Origin of the sequence: uncultured Varibaculum sp., from assembly GCF_902489465.1 — a bacterium.
Classification (GTDB): Bacteria; Actinomycetota; Actinomycetes; order Actinomycetales; family Actinomycetaceae; genus Varibaculum.
Map to the genome: position 1 here is coordinate 1 of NZ_CABTZZ010000017.1, position 17,526 is coordinate 17,526.

The 17,526-nt window shown below is 54.7% G+C and carries 16 protein-coding genes; 12 read left to right on the forward strand and 4 right to left on the reverse strand.

Annotated elements, in window-relative coordinates; translation table 11 throughout:
* Window positions 1-131: 131 nt before the first annotated feature.
* The 7 genes from RDM26_RS04645 (at window position 132) to RDM26_RS04675 (ending at window position 6,154) form a co-directional block, all read left to right on the forward strand.
* Complete coding sequence (locus tag RDM26_RS04645; protein WP_307737846.1) at window positions 132-1,382, forward strand: cation:dicarboxylate symporter family transporter; 1,251 nt, start codon at window positions 132-134, stop codon at window positions 1,380-1,382.
* 131 nt (window positions 1,383-1,513) lie between these two features.
* Entirely contained in the window at window positions 1,514-2,638 is a 1,125-nt protein-coding gene (locus RDM26_RS04650) for a histidinol-phosphate transaminase (protein ID WP_307737847.1), read from the forward strand.
* On the forward strand, window positions 2,635-3,234 hold the full coding sequence (gene hisB, locus RDM26_RS04655; protein ID WP_307737848.1) for an imidazoleglycerol-phosphate dehydratase HisB: 600 nt from the start codon (window positions 2,635-2,637) through the stop codon (window positions 3,232-3,234). Before RDM26_RS04650 ends, hisB begins: the two co-directional genes overlap by 4 nt.
* On the forward strand, window positions 3,231-3,998 hold the full coding sequence (locus tag RDM26_RS04660; protein WP_307737849.1) for a hypothetical protein: 768 nt from the start codon (window positions 3,231-3,233) through the stop codon (window positions 3,996-3,998). The genes hisB and RDM26_RS04660 overlap by 4 nt, the downstream gene beginning before the upstream one ends.
* The gene (gene hisH / locus RDM26_RS04665) at window positions 3,991-4,629 is read left to right on the forward strand and encodes an imidazole glycerol phosphate synthase subunit HisH (RefSeq protein WP_307737850.1); all 639 of its coding nucleotides are present in this window, start codon (window positions 3,991-3,993) and stop codon (window positions 4,627-4,629) included. The genes RDM26_RS04660 and hisH overlap by 8 nt, the downstream gene beginning before the upstream one ends.
* A 9-nt stretch (window positions 4,630-4,638) precedes the next feature.
* A complete protein-coding gene (gene priA, locus RDM26_RS04670) occupies window positions 4,639-5,364 on the forward strand; it encodes a bifunctional 1-(5-phosphoribosyl)-5-((5-phosphoribosylamino)methylideneamino)imidazole-4-carboxamide isomerase/phosphoribosylanthranilate isomerase PriA (protein ID WP_307737851.1) in 726 nt (241 codons plus the stop codon).
* 1 nt (window position 5,365) lies between these two features.
* Window positions 5,366-6,154 carry a hypothetical protein gene (locus tag RDM26_RS04675; protein ID WP_307737852.1) on the forward strand — a complete coding sequence of 263 codons (789 nt, stop codon included), beginning with the start codon at window positions 5,366-5,368 and terminating at the stop codon, window positions 6,152-6,154.
* Between the two features lie 29 nt (window positions 6,155-6,183).
* Here the strand turns inward: RDM26_RS04675 and RDM26_RS04680 are convergent, their stop codons facing one another.
* From RDM26_RS04680 to RDM26_RS04690, 3 genes are read right to left on the reverse strand one after another with little or no spacing between them, the layout of a single operon-like run.
* On the reverse strand, window positions 6,184-7,203 hold the full coding sequence (locus RDM26_RS04680) for an iron chelate uptake ABC transporter family permease subunit (RefSeq protein ID WP_307737853.1): 1,020 nt from the start codon (window positions 7,201-7,203) through the stop codon (window positions 6,184-6,186).
* Entirely contained in the window at window positions 7,200-7,934 is a 735-nt protein-coding gene (locus RDM26_RS04685; RefSeq protein ID WP_307737854.1) for an ATP-binding cassette domain-containing protein, read from the reverse strand. Before RDM26_RS04685 ends, RDM26_RS04680 begins: the two co-directional genes overlap by 4 nt.
* The gene (locus tag RDM26_RS04690; RefSeq protein ID WP_307737855.1) at window positions 7,925-8,887 is read right to left on the reverse strand and encodes a metal ABC transporter solute-binding protein, Zn/Mn family; all 963 of its coding nucleotides are present in this window, start codon (window positions 8,885-8,887) and stop codon (window positions 7,925-7,927) included. Before RDM26_RS04690 ends, RDM26_RS04685 begins: the two co-directional genes overlap by 10 nt.
* A gap of 240 nt (window positions 8,888-9,127) precedes the next feature.
* Between RDM26_RS04690 and RDM26_RS04695 the strand changes: the two genes are divergently transcribed.
* The 5 genes from RDM26_RS04695 (at window position 9,128) to dnaG (ending at window position 16,442) form a co-directional block, all read left to right on the forward strand.
* A complete protein-coding gene (locus RDM26_RS04695; RefSeq protein WP_307737856.1) occupies window positions 9,128-10,522 on the forward strand; it encodes a glycine--tRNA ligase in 1,395 nt (464 codons plus the stop codon).
* Window positions 10,523-10,744: 222 nt separating this feature from the next.
* Entirely contained in the window at window positions 10,745-11,881 is a 1,137-nt protein-coding gene (locus RDM26_RS04700) for a YibE/F family protein (protein ID WP_307737857.1), read from the forward strand.
* Entirely contained in the window at window positions 11,871-13,085 is a 1,215-nt protein-coding gene (gene dusB / locus RDM26_RS04705) for a tRNA dihydrouridine synthase DusB (RefSeq protein WP_307737858.1), read from the forward strand. The genes RDM26_RS04700 and dusB overlap by 11 nt, the downstream gene beginning before the upstream one ends.
* Before the next feature lie 35 nt (window positions 13,086-13,120).
* Window positions 13,121-14,374, forward strand: a complete 1,254-nt coding sequence (locus RDM26_RS04710) for a deoxyguanosinetriphosphate triphosphohydrolase (protein WP_307737859.1) — start codon at window positions 13,121-13,123, stop codon at window positions 14,372-14,374.
* A 49-nt stretch (window positions 14,375-14,423) separates the two neighbouring features.
* Entirely contained in the window at window positions 14,424-16,442 is a 2,019-nt protein-coding gene (gene dnaG, locus RDM26_RS04715; RefSeq protein WP_307737860.1) for a DNA primase, read from the forward strand.
* Between the two features lie 104 nt (window positions 16,443-16,546).
* Here the strand turns inward: dnaG and RDM26_RS04720 are convergent, their stop codons facing one another.
* Window positions 16,547-17,521, reverse strand: coding sequence for a diaminopimelate dehydrogenase (locus RDM26_RS04720; RefSeq protein ID WP_307737861.1), 975 nt, complete (start codon window positions 17,519-17,521; stop codon window positions 16,547-16,549).
* Window positions 17,522-17,526: the final 5 nt, after the last annotated feature.

The following is a 17,526-nucleotide window of genomic DNA, read 5'->3' on the forward strand; positions in this document are numbered from 1 at the left end:
GATTTGAGTATCAGCTCCCCTCTCTAGTGGCTATGGCGCGTCCCTTAACTGGCTTTGCGAGCGCGTAAGATCTTCCGTCACACGAAGAAGCTGTTAACTGCCGATTTAGTTAAGAAAAGATAGGAATAAGTATGGCTGACACAAATGAACGTATCCCCAGCGTGTTTAAACAACTGCTGTTTTGGGTGTTGGTGGCGATCGTGGCCGGGGCTTTGATCGGTATGATCCCGGGACTTCCTAAAGGATTTATTTCTCCTTTCGCCACTTTCAACGATATTTTCGGTAAATTCTTGAGTTTTTGTATTCCTTTGATCATTTTGGGACTGGTAGGGCCGGCTCTAGCAGACCTGGGGCGGGGAGCCGGTAAATGGCTATTGGCCACAGTCGCGATCGCCTACGGCTCAACTCTTTTTGCGGGGTTCGGTACCTACGGCATTGCGTCCGTGGTTTTCCCACGGATCCTGACCGAATCGGCTCCTGAACTAAAAGAACCCAAGAACGCGGTGGCCTCCCTGCTAGGAGATAACCTCAATATCACCCCGGTGCTAGACGTTACCGGTGCGTTGATTTTGGCTTTTATCTTAGGGATTTGCATGGCGGCTCTGAACACCCCAACTTTGCATCGCGCCTACGCGGAGTTCCGGGATATCACCATGTTGATGATTAAACGGGCGATTGTTCCGCTGCTACCGTTGTTTATCTTCGGTACGTTCCTGAACATGTCCTACTCGGGGCAGATTGCGCTGGTCATCAAAGTGATGATCAAAGTGATTTTGGTATCGGTGGTTCTGACTGTGGTGCTACTGCTGATTCAATATGTGATAGCAGGCGCGATTGCGAAGACTAACCCCTTTACTGCACTAGGCCGGATGGCGAAAGCCTATTTCACCGCGCTGGGTACTGCTTCTTCGGCAGCCACCATTCCGGTGACCTATCAGTGCGCGCGCAACAACGGAGTTTCTGAAGAAATCGCTGGTTTCACGATTCCGCTGTGTGCCACCATCCACCTGGGTGGTTCCACCGTTAAGATCACTGCTTTTGCTCTGGCAGTTATGCAGATGACCGGGCAGCCTATTTCCTTTGGGAAAATGGCGATGGCCATCATCATCCTGGGGATTACTATGGTGGCGGCACCGGGGGTTCCCGGTGGCGCAATCGCGGCTGCGCAAGGCGTTTTAATGGGCTTCCTGGGATTTTCTCCCGAACTGTATTCGCTGATGGTTGCGCTGTATGTGGCAATTGACTCGATTGGTACTGCCACTAACGTGACCGGGGATGGCGCGATCGCCATAGTGGTGAATAAGCTGGCAGGTGGCTCGCTGGGTAACGAAAAAGGTAAAGCGATGGCTACCGCCGAAACCATGGTTTCGGCTTCTGACTAAATAGCTAGGTGTTTTGCCCTCGCCGTTTTTGGCCGGTTTCGTCCTTAGAAAACGAAATCAGCTAATCGGCGAGGGCAAAGCATTATCTGAGTATTGCCTTTAGAATGGGAGCCAGAAAGGAACGATTATTTATGGAACAGCCTCCCTTGCTGCCACTGCGGGAAGAACTTACACAGGTTACCCCGTATGGGGCGCCGCAATTGGATGTGGCTGCCCGGTTAAATGTAAACGAAAATCCCTATCCTCCCAGTTCCCAGATGATTGCCGATATTTCTCGCGCGGTTAGTGAAGCGGCGGCGGGGCTTAACCGTTACCCCGATCGAGATTTCACCGCCTTGCGAACGGCTCTAGGCGGCTATGTAAAGCGTGAATCAGGGCTCGATTTTCCGGTCGAGCAAATCTGGGCGGCTAATGGCTCTAATGAAGTGATGACCCAGCTTTTGGGAGCCTATGCGGGGCCAGGACGCACGGTGTTGGGAACCGAATACTCCTATTCGATGTATCCGGAATACGTGCGGGGCGCGCACTCGAAATATGTGACGGTTCCCCGACAAAGCGACTGGAATATTGATGTTGCTGCCCTGCTCCAGGCACTGCGTGAAGTGCGTCCCAGCGTGCTACTGTTGGCGAATCCCAATAATCCGACCGGTACTGCCAGCAGCCAAGCCGAACTAGTGCAGATTTTGCAGCAAGCTAAAGAAACCGGGCCGGTGATCTCCGGCAGTTCCACTGCTACTGTGGTGGTAATTGACGAGGCCTACGGGGAGTTCCGGGATCCCGATCAGCCCAGCGCCCTCGCCCTCTTAGAGAAATTCCCGCACCTGGTGGTATCGCGCACTATGTCGAAATCTTTCGGGATGGCGGGACTGCGCCTGGGATACCTGGTGGCGGCCAAGGAAGTAATTGCGGATATTATGCGGGTGCGTTTGCCCTATCACCTGTCTGCGCTCACCCAGGCGGCGGCAATCGCGGCCTTGGGGCATGCCGAAGAACAGCTCCTACAGTTAGCGCAGTTGCGTGAGCGTCGCGATAACTTGGCGTCCTGGCTAGAGGGTAAAGGCTACACCGTACCTAAAACCCAGGCTAACTTTGTGCTTTTTGGTCCCTTCCCGGATCGACACCAAGTCTTCAATGATTTATTGGAGCACGGGGTGTTGATCCGCGAGGTAGGTCCGGAAGGATTCTTGCGGGTAAGTATTGGCACCGCCGCAGAAGATCAAGCATTTCGTGAAGCATTCGAGGAGGTAACCAAATGAGCCGCAGTGGGAAAGTCACCCGGGAAACCGCGGAATCAAATATCACGGTAGAAATAAATCTAGATGGCACTGGGAAAAGTCAGATTAGTACCGGCGTGCCTTTCTATGACCATATGCTCACCGCGCTTTCCAAGCATTCCTTGATCGATATGAATATTGCTGCTCGCGGCGATATTGAGGTGGATGTGCATCACACCGTAGAAGATACCGCTATTTGCCTGGGAACAGCTCTGCGCGAGGCTCTGGGGGATAAAGCGGGGATCCGCCGTTTCGCTGATGCCACCGTACCGCTTGATGAAGCGCTAGCGCGGGCTGTGGTTGACGTGGCGGGACGCCCCTACTGTGTGCACCGCGGAGAGCCAGCTGGCCAGGAATATCATCTGATTGGTGGACATTTCACCGGTTCGATGACCCGCCATGTGTGGGAGTCTTTTGCCTATAATGCCGGGATCTGTCTGCATGTGGAGGTACTTGCTGGGCGCGACCCGCACCATATTGTAGAGGCACAGTTCAAAGCAGTAGCGCGGGCACTGCGGGGCGCGGTAGCAACCGATCCTCGGGTTAACGGTATTCCTTCCACAAAGGGCGCGCTGTGAACGCCGCAAACTTTCCCGATCAGGAGGATCCCCGCGATAAAGAACCCCGCGAGGAAAACTTGGCGGGCGATAATGAATCCGCAGCTAAACCAGAAGATTACTTCGACCAGGTAATCGCCCAATCGGGCATTAACGGAGAAGAGCTCGATGGATTCAGTGAAGAAGTAGACCAGGATTTGCAAGCCTGGCAACATTTAGAGGCATTGCCACCCGAAGCCGGAGATGTGGCGCTAGTATTGACCAACCTGCTAGAGGCAGTACCGCTAGCCACGATGATGGCAGCTCACGAGATTGATGCCCGGATCGTGGAAACTGAGTCCGGGTGTGTAGTGTGGAAACGCCTGACTCCTACTCCCGATGATGAGTTAGAAGCGCTACTAGGGGAGGAACGTCCAGTTTGCCCAGAGGCTGAGGAACTCGCCCTCGCGGTTTCAAAAATTACTCCCTATGGAGCAGTCCTGTTTGTTTCTACTTTGCGTTCGGATCGTGATGATGACCCGGGGGTACAGGGGCAGATTACAGCGCGCGTGTACTATGACGGACGGTTTGACCGTACTATTCCAGCCGGCCCGCTAGTTTCTTGCGCTGATGAGCGGATAGAAGATCTGCTACTCGGGCGGACTTCCCCCGAAGATTATCCCGAGATCCGTCCTCCCCGCCTGCGTGATTTACCGGGGATTTTGCTGCGGCAATTGCGGGGACTGCAAGAAGATACTAATCGCGGGGAAGACCCCGGTAAACGGGAGGACAAGGACGGTGACTAAACAGGTAGCGGTGTTCGACTATGGCTCCGGCAATGTGCGCTCGGCGGTTAACGCCTTAAAACGCGTCGGGGTAAAGGTTGTCCTGACCAGTGACTTTTCTACCTGCTTGGAGGCTGATGGGCTACTTGTTCCCGGGGTAGGGGCATTTGCGGCAGTGATGAAGGATCTGCATGCTCGCCGCGGTGACACCCTGATTGACCGGCGTTTAGCGGGCGGGCGGCCGGTGCTCGGAATCTGTGTGGGTATGCAAATACTATTTGAACGCGGCCTTGAGCACGGCGAGGACACCGCCGGGATGGGGGAATGGCCAGGAACAGTAGAAAAACTACGTGCCCCGATTCTGCCCCATATGGGTTGGTCAAAGATCCAGGTAGGGAAGGGTTCGCAGCTTTTTTCCGGGATCGCAGATGAGCGTTTTTACTTCGTGCACTCCTACGGGGTAACGGCTGATCCTTCCGGGCATTATCGGCAATCCTCGCGGATGAAACCCCCGATTTTTTCTTGGGGCATCCACGGAACCCCTTTTATCGCCGCGGTTGAAAACGGTCCTCTTTCGGCTACGCAGTTCCATCCCGAAAAATCCGGCGATGCCGGCATGGAGCTGCTTCGTAACTGGACGCAAAGCTTCTAAGGGAGAACAATGCTAGAACTTTTACCGGCAGTAGATATAGTCTCTGGCCAAGCAGTACGCCTACATCAAGGCAAAGCTGGTAGCGAAAAAGTTTATGGGGTGCCCTTAGAAGCCGCCCGTACTTTCGAAGAGGCCGGAGCCCGCTGGCTACACCTGGTGGATTTAGACGCCGCCTTTGGGCGGGGGAATAACACCCAAGTGGTGCAAGAAATCGTTGAACAGGTAAATCTGCAGGTAGAGGTATCAGGGGGGATCCGTGACGACGAGTCGTTAGAACGGGTGCTAAACGCGGGGGCACGGCGGGTAAATCTGGGTACCGCCGCGATTGAAAACCCAGAGTGGACTTGCCAGGTGATCTCTAAATACGGTGACCAGATTGCGGTGGGGCTGGATGTGCGCGGACATACCCTATCGACTCATGGCTGGACCAAAGACGCCGGTGACCTCTTTGAAATGATTGCGCGGCTAGATGCAGCCGGTTGCGCCCGCTATGTAGTCACCGATGTAATGCGCGATGGCACCTTGACCGGCCCGAATACGCAATTGCTGCGCGAAGTATGCGAGGTAACTTCCGCGAAGGTAATAGCCAGTGGGGGAGTGAGCACCCTGGATGATTTACGTACTTTGCGCGAGCTCGCCAGCATTGGGGTCGAGGGGGCTATTGTGGGCAAAGCCCTGTACTCCGGGCAGTTCACTATCGAGCAGGCCTTGATGGTTGCTAACGGGAGAGCGTAGTTTGGAGATTTCCAGCCCCGCCCAGGCGAAATCCGCCGGCAGCAACTCTATGCCCGCCAAGCAAGAAAACGCGATTTTACGTGCCTTGGCTCGCCATAGTAATTCCGCTGACAAAGGCGAGATAGATCCGGCTATGGCAGCGGCTTTTAAGCTTAACGGTCTAAGAGAGCGCCTGGTAGCGATAGCGGCGGCTTTAGGGGATGGGCGCGTCATCTTGCCGGTATTACCCCATGAGGTCGCCCCTGAGGGCGATTGCCCCAGCGGACAGTTGCCACAGATTCACCTAAAAGGTGCCTCCGCTGCGCCGGCAGTTCCCATTTATTCGTCGCTGGGGGCTATGAATGAGGCCGTAGATGCGGGTTTAGGTAACAAACTCGCGCCGACAGGGGGCAGGGAAGATAGGCCACGACCGTTACCAGTTGGTGCCCGCTCCCTCGCTATTGCCGCCCTCGATTCCCCCGGTCGGATGCTGCTAGATGAAACTTACCTGCTGCCGCGCCCCCTGCTAAATGCTTTGGCCTGCGCAGATACCTGGGTTCCCGGCTGGGAGAATCCCGCTTTGCTAGCCGGAATCGCCCGGGTAATCCGGCAGGTGCTTCCGGGAGCCGAGTGGGAGATTATTCCGCAAATTGCCGGGCCAGATCGACTATTGGTAGCAGTAGACCCTAATGCCCCGGGGCTGGTGGCAGCTTTTCAAGCGCTGCAAACAGGAATAAATTCTTTAGATGTTTTAGAAGCCGCAGCGGATTTACTGGAAGTAACTCCGGTGCCGGCTACTGGCGGAAACTAGTTTAGATCCCAGGTTTTGACCCGGCAGGTCTAATGATGCCCACAGTGAGCTGGTTCTTGCGGGGTTTGTAAATGCCGGCGATATACCAGGGGATGCAACGCTGCTGCCAGTGCGTACAGGATTATCAGCCCCATCACGATCGCCGATCCGGAGGCGGCGGCCGTGAAGTAAGAAAAGACTAGCCCTGCAATACACATGACCACTCCCAGCAGCATTGCCCATCCCATAGTGGCACTGAAAGAGCGTGCATAAATTTGGGTGATGGCTACGGGCACAATCATTAGCGCGGAAACTAGGAGCACTCCCACTACGCGCATGGCAGTCGATACCGTCAGGGCGCTAACCACCGCTAAGCAGATGGTCAGCAGCCTTACTGGGATTCCCGACGCCAAGGCGAACTCCTCATCGTTGCAGATAGAGAAAAGTTCTCTGCGCATCCCCAGTCCAAACACTAGGATCAGCACCGATAAGGCGATCGTCAGGTAAACGTCTGACCAAGAGACGGCGGCGATTGAGCCGAATAGATAGGAATTTAGCTGGTTGGTGGTGCCCCCAGCCAGGGAAATCACCAGCACCCCGGAAGCGATCCCTCCGTAAAAAAGTAAGGCCATCGCCACGTCACCGCTGGCTCCGCCTTTGGCGCGCACTAGTTCAATAATCACTGCGCCGGCGATCGAGGCGATAACCGCCCCCGGGATCGCTAAAGCGTCCCCGCCAGCAACTTCCGTTAGATTACCAACTACCCAACCGAGAGCCACCCCGGTCAGAGCTACGTGTCCGATTCCATCTCCGAGTAGTGACAGCCGACGTTGCACCAGGTAGGTGCCAATAATGGGGGCACTCAGTCCCACCAGGACGGCCACGATTAGGGAACGTAAAAAGAAAGGAGAGGCTAATAAACTTGCCCAATCGGCTGCAAAGCTCGGTAACTGTGCGAGAGTATCGCGGATAGCGGAGGGGGCGAGATGGCTAGAGGAGGGCGCAAAACTAAGTTGCAGGCTGGGGGCAGTTAGCGCCGGGTAAGAAATGCTGGTGGGGGTAGTAATCATTCCTGGTTCGCATCTCCTACGAGCGGGGATAGGGTATTTGTTAAGCTATCGGAGGCGATCTGTCCAGATTCTAAGGTGATGGTTCGGTCGATTAAGGGAGCTAAGAAACCGTGTTCATGCAATACGATTAACAGGGTTTTACCAGCGGATTTAGCCTCCGCGATAATGGCAGCCAGACTTTGCGCGCTTTGCCGGTCTATCCCCGCCAAAGGTTCATCCATAATTAAGAACTCCGGGTCACGCACTAGGGCGCGCGCAATCAATACCCGTTGCTGCTGGCCGCCCGACATAAACTGAAATTTTTTATTCTCCGATCCGGCTAACCCTACTTTTGCTAGCCCCAGGCGGGCACGTTCCCGGTCGGAGCGTTTGGGGCCTACTCGTCCTCTTCGTAATAGTCCCGAACGTACGACTTCTAGGGCAGTAGCGGGAACGGTGCCGAGTGCGCTTTTGCGTTGGGGAACGTAACCTACTTTTGCGAGGGCTCTGGCATAATTTTTATCGCCCACTCGGGCGCCAAAAATCTCTAGATTCCCCGAGCTCACCGGATTTAGTCCTACCGCGGCGCGTACCAAGGTGGATTTCCCGGAGCCGTTTTCCCCGCATAGTGCCACGGTAGTACCGGGCGTAATCTGCAAGTTAATATCTTCCAGTATCAAATTGCCCTGTAGGGCGACGGATAGATCCGTCGCCCTAAAAGGCAGAGAAGTGAAGTTCTCAGTTACTGGCATTTCATCGCTTTGCTCAATTTTTCCAGGTTATCGTGCATTACCTGCAGGTAATCCCGGTTCTTATCTACTTGTATTTCTAAGGGGTCAAGTACTTCGGATTTGATCCCGAGTTGCTCGGCTAAAGTCTTGGTGTCTTTATCTCCGAGTGCGCTCTCCGAAAACAATACGTTGACTTTCTTGTCCTTGGCAATATTGGCAACTTCCTGTAGGCGAGTCAGTGAGGTTTCGGCTTCCGGATCCACCCCCTTTACTCCCACTTGCTCGAATCCGTAACGATCTGCCAGATATCCGTAGGCTTCGTGAGCGGTAACTGCGGTAGGCGTGGCGCATTTATTAAGGCCAGCGCGATATTGTTTGTCCAGGTCAGCTAGTTTGTCTTGCAGAGCTTTTCCATTTTTTTTGAAAGTATCGCCGTGATCCGGGTCGGCCTGGCTAAGGGTGGCAACTACTTGCGGTACCACTTGGGACAGCCGCTGGGGATCTAGCCAGAAGTGAGGGTCGAAACCGCCGTGATGATGGTTGTGACCGGCCGCTTCGTGATTGCCCTCGTGTTCGCCCTCGTGATCGTGTTCGGCTTCGTGCTCAGTTGCTTCTTCGGCAGATAGTTTTTTTAGCTTGGCGGCCTTGGCGACGTCCAAAGTGTTCTTGGGGGCGGCTTCTTTTACCGCGTCGTCAACGGCGGCTTGAAATCCCGATAGGTAAATCAGCACATCCGCCTGCGAGATGGTGGTGAGGTCTTTCGCGGATAGCTCTACCTCGTGGGCTTCTCCCGAGGGCGTCAGGTTGGTTACGTCCACTAGATCTCCACCAACTTGGCTGGTTACGTAGGCCAGGGGGTAGAAGGAGGCTACGGCCTCGACTTTCCCGCCATCCTCTTTCCCGCTTTTTGTAGTCGCTGAGCATCCTCCCAGTGTCAGAGCGGCAATCGCCGCGGCGCAGATTATTTTTTTCATTCTCTTTTGCATAACTTGTAATATAAACGATAACCGTTCTCAAGAGCAAGGTGTAGAAAGCTTTCCTAGAGCGCTAAAACTCGAGGTAAAAGGAAATTTTCGGGTTTCCTGGCGGATTAATCCAGCTTTTAGAGTTGTAAGTCACGCTCTAGCGTTCGGGTTCTGGAAAGTGCAGGCAACCCGGTAGAATCTGGGGTGGTAGCGCCTTGGCGCAGCAAGTTGAGCTTAAGGAGAAATACAGTGGCTGAAACGCCCTCGAAGTTGGATAGTGTCATCAATCTAGCAAAGCGACGTGGCTTTGTTTACCCCTGTGGGGAAATCTACGGCGGAACCCGTTCTGCCTGGGATTACGGCCCGCTCGGGGTAGAGCTGAAAGAAAATATTAAACGGCAGTGGTGGAACCGGGTAGTGCGCTCGCGCTCCGACGTGGTCGGTCTGGATTCTTCGGTCATCTTACCGTCAAAAGTCTGGGAAGCCTCCGGACATCTGAAGGCTTTTACGGACCCGTTGATTGAATGCACCGCCTGCCATACCCGTCACCGGGAAGATGACCTGCAGGAAGCATACGCGGAAAAGCATCAATTACCCTCAGCAGATGAGGTATCCATGCAGGATGTACCGTGCCCGGCTTGTGGTAAACGCGGACAGTGGACCGAGCCGCGCGCCTTCTCAGGGCTACTAAAGACATTCCTGGGGCCAGTTGACGATGAAAAAGGATTGCACTTCCTGCGTCCGGAAACCGCGCAAGGTATTTTCATCAATTTTGCGAATGTGATGTCCTCTGCCCGGATGAAACCACCCTTCGGCATCGGGCAGATCGGGAAGTCTTTCCGTAACGAAATAACCCCCGGAAACTTTATTTTCCGTACCCGCGAGTTCGAACAGATGGAACTAGAGTTCTTCGTAGAACCAGGAACCGATGAACAATGGCACCAGTACTGGATTGATGAACGTCTAGCGTGGTATCAGGACTTGGGGATAAGCGAAGATAACCTGCGCTTATATGAGCATCCGCAAGAAAAGCTTTCTCATTACTCCAAGCGCACTGTCGATATCGAGTACGCCTTCGGCTTCCAGGGATCGAAGTGGGGCGAACTTGAGGGTATCGCTAACCGCACCGACTATGACCTGGGGGTACACCAGCAGGCTTCGGGTAAGAATTTGGATTACTTTGATCAATCAAAGGGTGAGCGCTGGACACCTTACGTGGTAGAGCCCTCCGCGGGACTTACTCGCTCCCTGATGGCCTTCATGGTAGAGGCGTATAACGAGGACGAAGCTCCCAATGCCAAGGGAGGAGTCGATAAGCGGACGGTACTGCGTCTAGATCCGCGCCTCGCCCCAGTTAAGGCTGCGGTGTTGCCACTTTCACGTAAAGACGAACTGACCGGCCCGGCGCAAGAGATTGCCCAAGAACTGCGGGCGAACTGGAATATCGAGTATGACCAGGCAGGACAGGTCGGCCGCAGATACCGCCGTCAAGACGAAATCGGTACCCCCTTCTGTATCACCTATGACTTCCAATCCGGTGATGACCAGTGCGTGACTGTGCGTGAACGGGACTCGATGGAGCAAGAACGGGTAAAGATTAGCGAGCTAACTTCCTACTTAGCGACCCGCTTGGTGGGCTGCTAAGGCAGGGTGCCTTTGCATCAGCACGTAAGTTCTTCGCGTAGGGCTCGCCCGGACTCGCGAGCCCTACGTCGGGCTAGACTGATTTTAACCACGCTGGTAGTACCGGTTTTTCTGGCGATTATTATCGGTATTGTCGCTCTTTATAGTCCGAACCCCCTAGGGGACACCCAACAGGACTGGTCTCAGCAAACACCTAACCGTTTAAGTGGTCAGGTGACGGGCTTGAACGGGAAAAAATGTCTGATTGCGGGGCTGAAAATGCCAAAGGGGACAGTTGATCCCACCAATGGATTGCCTGAAACCCAGCCACTAGTATGCGTGAAGGTACTGGAAGGGCAGTGGAAGGATAAGGTCGTCCCCGTTAGAGTGCCCGAAGAGTCTAAATCTGCGATTCGAGTCGGCACCGCGGTGTGGATGATTTATGACACCGATGCTATGGCTACTGGTACCCCTTTCTTGTTTACCGATATAAAACGAGGGAACGCCTTAGCTATCATGGGGTTGCTCTATGTGATCATCGTGGTAGCGGTGGCAGGCAGACGTGGCTTCCTAGCGCTATTGGGGCTGGCAGCCTCGACTCTGGTGATCGTATTCTTTATCCTCCCAGCTCTAATGGCAGGAAAACCGCCTATGTTGGTGACCTTAGTGGGGGTAGGTGCCATCATGTTTCTCTCGGTTTACTTGGCGCACGGGATTACTATCCGCACGACTACCGCGCTTCTGGGAACTCTTTTAGGGCTGATGGTGACGGTGTTACTCGCCTATGCTGGCACTCGGACAGCCGGGTTAAGTGGAGCTAGTGACGAGGATGCCCTGATTTTGGGTACCCAGCTACCTGCCCTGGCGCTGCCCTCCTTGTTTATTTGCGGGATCGTGGTGGCCGGTTTGGGGGCTTTAAATGATGTGACCATTACTCAGGCTTCCGCCGTCTGGGAACTTGATGAAGCTGATCCACAAATGCCGCGAAGAAAACTGTTTTCACGGGCGATGCGGATAGGGCGTGACCATATTGCGTCTACGGTTTATACCCTGGCTTTCGCCTATGTGGGCACGGCGCTACCAACTTTGATTTTGGCGATGTTATCGCAGCGTCCCTTCCTGGAGCTGCTCACAGTTTCCCAGATTGCAGAGGAAATCGTGCGCACTCTGGTGGCCTCGATCGGATTAGTGTTGGCGATTCCGGTGACTACAGCGGTGGGAACTTTCCTCGTAAAATTTGTGCGGGCTTCCTCCTTGCCCCTGGGATCTGACTCTTCTTCCGGTGAAGCTCTAAAGTTAGATGAGCAGCCAGGCGCGCATCTAGTAGGGGAGGATGCGATCACAACAATGCTTAAAGGAGACGGTCGAGATGTCAACTAAACTAGGGGAAGTAACGGTTGGCACCCCCATCGCCCTGGCGCCGATGGCGGGGGTAACTAATGCTCCCTTTCGTCGCCTGTGTCGTGAGCAGGCCGTTCAGGCGTTAAAGGACTTAGGGATCACCCCCACGAGTGGGGCGGTTAGTGGGCTCTATGTATGTGAAATGATTACTGCCCGCGCCCTGGTGGAAGGCAATTCTCGCACTCTGGATTTAATTAAACCAGACCCGGAAGAGACCTTTCGTTCGGTTCAGCTGCACGGGGTAGACCCGGAAACTATGTATCAAGGTGCCCGGATGTTGGTGCGCGAAGGCCTGGCTGATCACTTGGATATTAACTTTGGTTGTCCCGTGCCTAAAGTGACCCGCAAGGGTGCCGGGGCAGCTTTGCCTTGGAAAATAGAGCGTTTTGGGCAGATAGTGGCGGCAGTGGTCGCTGGGGCTAGGGACGGCGAGAAAGATTCTCCGCGCGATACTCCCGTGCCGGTGACTGCAAAAATTCGCATCGGGATCGACACCGAACACGAAACCTATCGGGAAGCCGGCAAACTGGCACAAAAAGTGGGGGCGAGTGCCGTGGTGCTGCATGGCCGCAGTGCCAATCAATACTATTCGGGCAGCGCTAATTGGCAAGCCATTGCCCGGCTGCGACAGGATTTAGAAATCCCGGTTTGGGGTAACGGCGATATTTTTTCTGCCGAGGACGCCCTGGCTATGCTGGCGCAAACCGATTGTGCGGGGGTAGAGATAGGGCGCGGTTGCCAGGGGAGGCCGTGGCTATTCTATGACTTGGCCAGTGCGCTTAACGGTTCGGATAATCGCGCTCGCCCTAACCTGGGAGAGGTATGTGAAATGGCGCTGCGGCACACGCAGATGCTTAGTTCTTGGATGGGAAACCAAGAACGCGCCCTGCGGGATATACGCAAACACTTGGGTTGGTATTTTAGAGGCTTCGCTGTCGGAGGAGACTTTCGTCGCGCCCTCACCAGTGCTAATAGTCTGCAAGAGCTGGAGCAACTGTTTTCTACCCTGGATCCAGCCTTACCTTTCCCCCCAGCGGCAGAAGGTAAACGCGGGCGGCGAGGTAACCCCCGTAAAACTCATTTGCCCGAGGGGTGGCTAGCTACCCGAGAGGTAGATGCGGCGGCTGCCCGCGTCCTTGAGGCAGCCAAGCTCGATACTTCTCTAGATCAGAGCGGATATTAAACGTAAATACTTGCGCACAGGCTAGAGTGAAATATATGAAAACCGCGCCCTATTCTCCCCGTGACCGCGAACGCTGTCAGGAGGAGCCACCAAAATCGTCGCATCGCACCGAATTCGCCCGGGATCGCGCCCGGATAATGTATTCTTCGGCGCTGCGGCGTCTGGGGGCAAAAACCCAGGTGCTCGGGCCGGCCACCGATTCTTTTATTCGTACCCGCCTGACCCATTCGATAGAGGTTTCCCAGGTAGGCAGGTCAATCGCGCAAGAAATGGGATGTGACCCCGATATTGTAGATGCCGCTTGCCAAGCCCATGATCTGGGGCATCCACCTTTTGGACATAATGGGGAGCGAGCACTCGACGAGGTTGCCCACGATATTGGCGGTTTTGAAGGCAATGCCCAAACTTTCCGCCTACTGACTCGCCTAGAACCTAAAGTTATGAGCGCCGAGGGGCGCCCTCTGGGACTTAATCTGACCCGTGCCACTTTAGATGCGGTTTGCAAATATCCCTGGCTAAAAGGACAGGGCGCGAACAGCGAATATTCACGCAAGAAATACAATTGCTACCGCGAAGATGCCCCGGTCTTTAACTGGATGCGCAAATTTTCTCCCCCGCATCAACGCTGCCTAGAGGCACAAATAATGGATATTTCCGATGACATCGCTTATTCCGTGCATGACATCGAGGACGGCATTCAAACAGGGGAGCTAGACCCGGATACCTTGGGGGATAGTAAATCTTTAGAGCTGGTGTTTGAAACCACGACTTCATGGTACGGGGACGCCGTGGGGGATGAACTGCAAGACGCCTGGAAACGGATTCGAGCTCTGCCGCAGTGGCTGGCTAGTTTCGATGGCTCCTATCGAGATATGGCGCGGCTAAAAAATATGACTTCCCAACTGATTGGGCGCTTTTGCTCAGCGGTATCTTCCGCGACTTTGCAGGCAGCAGGAACCGGTCCCCTGCATCGATATGATGCGGATTTAGTCATTCCCGAAGCTACCCGCGCGGAAATCAAGCTCCTAAAAGGAATCGCTGCCACCTATATGATGGCGCCACGCGAAACCGAGCCTATCTATTTGGCGCAACGCACCACTATCTATGAACTTGCCGACGCCCTCTGGGAGCGCCCGGAGGAGCTGGAAGAACCACACCGGACTACTTGGCGGGAAGCCTCGGGAGATGACGGCCGCTTGCGAGCTTTAGTTGATCAAATCGCTTCTTTGACCGACACTACTGCTAACCAGTGGCATGCCCGTCTGTGCGGCATGTTCCGCTCTCTGTAAGATCCGGAACTCCCATCCCGCCCGGGTCTTACTCGCCTATGATTAAGACATGGCTGGGTTAATTCGACGCGAAGATATCGATCAGGTGCGAGAGCGTGCCCGCATCGATGAAATCGTGGGCGAACAGGTAGCATTGCGCCCCGCCGGGGTCGGCGCCCTAAAAGGGCTTTGTCCTTTCCATGATGAACGCACTCCTTCCTTTCATGTGCGCCCCGCGCAGGGGTACTATCACTGCTTTGGGTGTGGTGAAGGTGGGGACGTGATTAAGTTTGTTGAAAATGTTCATCACCTTTCTTTTACCGAAGCGGTGCAATACCTGGCAGATAAAACTGGTGTTACCCTGCATTATGAAGAAACTGGGGGTGCAGAAAAGAAGGATCCGAACCGGGTTCCGCGCTCGCGGATATTGGAAGCCAATCGCAACGCCGCCCAGTTTTTTCGTTCCCAGCTGGGCAGTAAAGAAGCAGTCGGGGCACAAAAGTTTTTGAGTGCCCGCGGTTTCGATGCCGACATAGCGGCCAAGTTCTCATTGGGATACGCTCCTGCCTCCTGGGATGCACTGCTATCATTTTTGCGTAAACGAGGATTCACTGAGCCAGAGTTGGCGGCATCGGGACTGTTTTCTGCCGGACAGCGCGGCCCCTATGATCGTTTTCGAGGACGGTTAATCTGGCCCATATCCAATCTGACGGGAGAAATAGTAGGTTTCGGGGCGCGTCGGTTAGGTGAGGACGATAAAGGACCGAAATATCTGAATACTCCCGAAACTGCGGTCTATAAGAAATCGAAAGTGCTGTACGGGATCGATAGAGCAAAGAAAGCGATCAGCAAACAGCGTCGCATCGTGGTGGTGGAAGGCTACACCGATGTGATGGCTGCCCACTTGGCGGGAGTCGAATGTGCGGTTGCTACCTGCGGTACTGCTTTTAGCTCTGATCATGTGCAGATTGTCCGTCGCCTGCTAGGAGATAACGCTGATCCGGCAGCCGGGGTGTTGCTATCTTCGGGCAAGGCACGCGGCGGGGAAGTAATATTTACTTTCGATGGTGATGAGGCCGGGCAAAAAGCGGCTCTGCATGCTTTTGGGGAAGACCAGGCGTTCGCTTCCCAAACCTTCGTGGCGATTGAACCCTCGGGGAAAGATCCTTGTGATTTGTGGCAAACGCAAGGCGCTAGTGCGGTGCGAGCACTGGTGGATTCGCGCCGACCTCTGTTCGAGTTTGTTTTGCGCACCACTTTGAAAGCCCACAACTTGGATACTTCTGAAGGGCGAGTGGCCGGTTTACGAGCGGCAGCCCCGATAGTGGGACGGATCAGGGATGTGGCATTGCGTTCGGAATATACGCGCCGCCTAGCTGGGTGGGTGGGGATGCCAGAGAATGAGGTGCGCCAGATAGTGCATAATGCTTCTCGGAGTCAAACTAGAAGCACGCCAGGTGCAAGAAATAGTATGGCCGCCAGCCCCTATGGGGTCAGCGGAGTCGCCCGATCTGGACAAGGCGGGGACTCTGCCGCGCCCGGTGTGCCCGGGGCAATTAGCTTGCCGGACAGCTCCGATCCAGTTGCCAGTCTGGAACGACAAGCTTTGGAGTGCTTATTACAGTTGCCAGCCAGCCTATTTGGGCTCGGGGTGGAAACGGTGTCTCCTGCTGCTTTTCGGGTACCCATGTTTAGCGCTCTTTTTGCGGCGTTTTCTTCCTTGGGCGGATTAGACCAATATGCGGAGCTTTGGCGAGGAGCCGAGGACGAGCTGGGGCTCAAAGGGAAACGCGCAATCCTGCTAGCGAATAAACGGTGGGTGGAACTTGTAGGATCGAGTGTCCCTGCGCAACTAAAAAGTTTGGTATCGGCGCTGGTGGTTTCGCCCCTTCCGCAAGATGATCCCGCGCGCCTAAATGACTATGCCCGCGGGATGTGGGGGGCGATGATTCGCGGTGATCTTGCTCGTCAAATCGCTGATACTAAGGCGCGGCTGCAACGCTGTGATCCGCAAGATGAGCGCTATCAACAGATTTTTACCGAATTAATGAGCCTAGAAAATCGCCGTCGCCAGTTAACCCAAAACTAGTAGCCGGCTCCTGCCCGCAGCGGAAGTGGTGTGATATCGCTGCTGGTAGCGCCACTTAGCAGTGCTGCCCGCAAAGCTACCGGCCAATAATTTGCTGTCCAGATTTACAGCAATTGGGCTCGCAGATCTTCAGGCGAGGACGGGGAATACCAAGCGGGAGGAAGATCGAGGACGCTGGCGGCTCCGCGATGTCCATGTTCGTGTAGGCGAACCAGGGCGCGAGCGCTGGCAGCCACCATCGAGCCGGTGAAATCTGGGTTAGAGTCCAGTTGCAGTTGAAAACGTGCCAAATGTTTGATTCCCTCGCGAGTATGTCCCACTCGAATCACTTCCCCGCCGTGGGGCATCCCGGCGTGGTCATGTGCCAGCTCCTCGGCAGAAATAAAGTTAACGGTGGTTTCATAGTCGGCGAAGTATTTTGGCATCTGCTTGATTTCGCGGGTAATCCGCTCTTTATCGGCACCGGGAGCAGCCACAACAAAGCAGAGCCGAGTATGTTTATCTGCGGCGGTCAGCTGGGGATTATCGCCGCTTTCTACCGCCCGCATTGCCTCGGGGTTGGGGACAGTGTACTGCACTGCGCCCTCCACCCCTTCGATCCGGCGAATCGCGTCCGAGTGTCCCTGAGATACCCCCCGTCCCCAGAAAGTCTGGGTATAGCCATCCGGAAGCACCGCCTCGGTGAGAGTCCGAGCAATCGAGAATAGACCGGGATCCCATCCGGTGGAAATCAGGGCGGAATGCCCTGCTTTCTTGGCGGCAGTATCCATATCCGCGAAATAGGCGGGAATATCGGCGTGAGTATCAAAAGAATCAACAGTGTTAAAGTATTTAACCGCTGCCGGTCCTTGGGTGCGTAAATCGGTGGCGCTGCCTCCACAACAAATACACACGTCAACTTTTCCGGAAAAATCTGCCATCTGCGAGACAGAATAAACCGGGGTTCCGGCAGTTTCTAAATCTTTAGGATCCCGGCGAGTAAATACCGCCACCGCCTGCATGTCTTCAGCGGCATTAACTGCTCTTTCAACCGCGCGTCCTAGATTGCCATATCCATTGATTGCCACTTTTATAGTCATAGCCA

Coding starts and splice junctions, on each gene's coding strand:
- RDM26_RS04685 (WP_307737854.1), bottom strand. CDS start 7,934: ATGCCAGTAACTGAGAACTTCACTTCTCTGCCTTTTAGGGCGACGGAT.
- RDM26_RS04650 (WP_307737847.1), top strand. CDS start 1,514: ATGGAACAGCCTCCCTTGCTGCCACTGCGGGAAGAACTTACACAGGTT.
- RDM26_RS04710 (WP_307737859.1), top strand. CDS start 13,121: ATGAAAACCGCGCCCTATTCTCCCCGTGACCGCGAACGCTGTCAGGAG.
- RDM26_RS04680 (WP_307737853.1), bottom strand. CDS start 7,203: ATGATTACTACCCCCACCAGCATTTCTTACCCGGCGCTAACTGCCCCC.
- RDM26_RS04645 (WP_307737846.1), top strand. CDS start 132: ATGGCTGACACAAATGAACGTATCCCCAGCGTGTTTAAACAACTGCTG.
- RDM26_RS04690 (WP_307737855.1), bottom strand. CDS start 8,887: ATGAAAAAAATAATCTGCGCCGCGGCGATTGCCGCTCTGACACTGGGA.
- priA (WP_307737851.1), top strand. CDS start 4,639: ATGCTAGAACTTTTACCGGCAGTAGATATAGTCTCTGGCCAAGCAGTA.
- dnaG (WP_307737860.1), top strand. CDS start 14,424: ATGGCTGGGTTAATTCGACGCGAAGATATCGATCAGGTGCGAGAGCGT.
- dusB (WP_307737858.1), top strand. CDS start 11,871: ATGTCAACTAAACTAGGGGAAGTAACGGTTGGCACCCCCATCGCCCTG.
- RDM26_RS04720 (WP_307737861.1), bottom strand. CDS start 17,521: ATGACTATAAAAGTGGCAATCAATGGATATGGCAATCTAGGACGCGCG.
- hisB (WP_307737848.1), top strand. CDS start 2,635: ATGAGCCGCAGTGGGAAAGTCACCCGGGAAACCGCGGAATCAAATATC.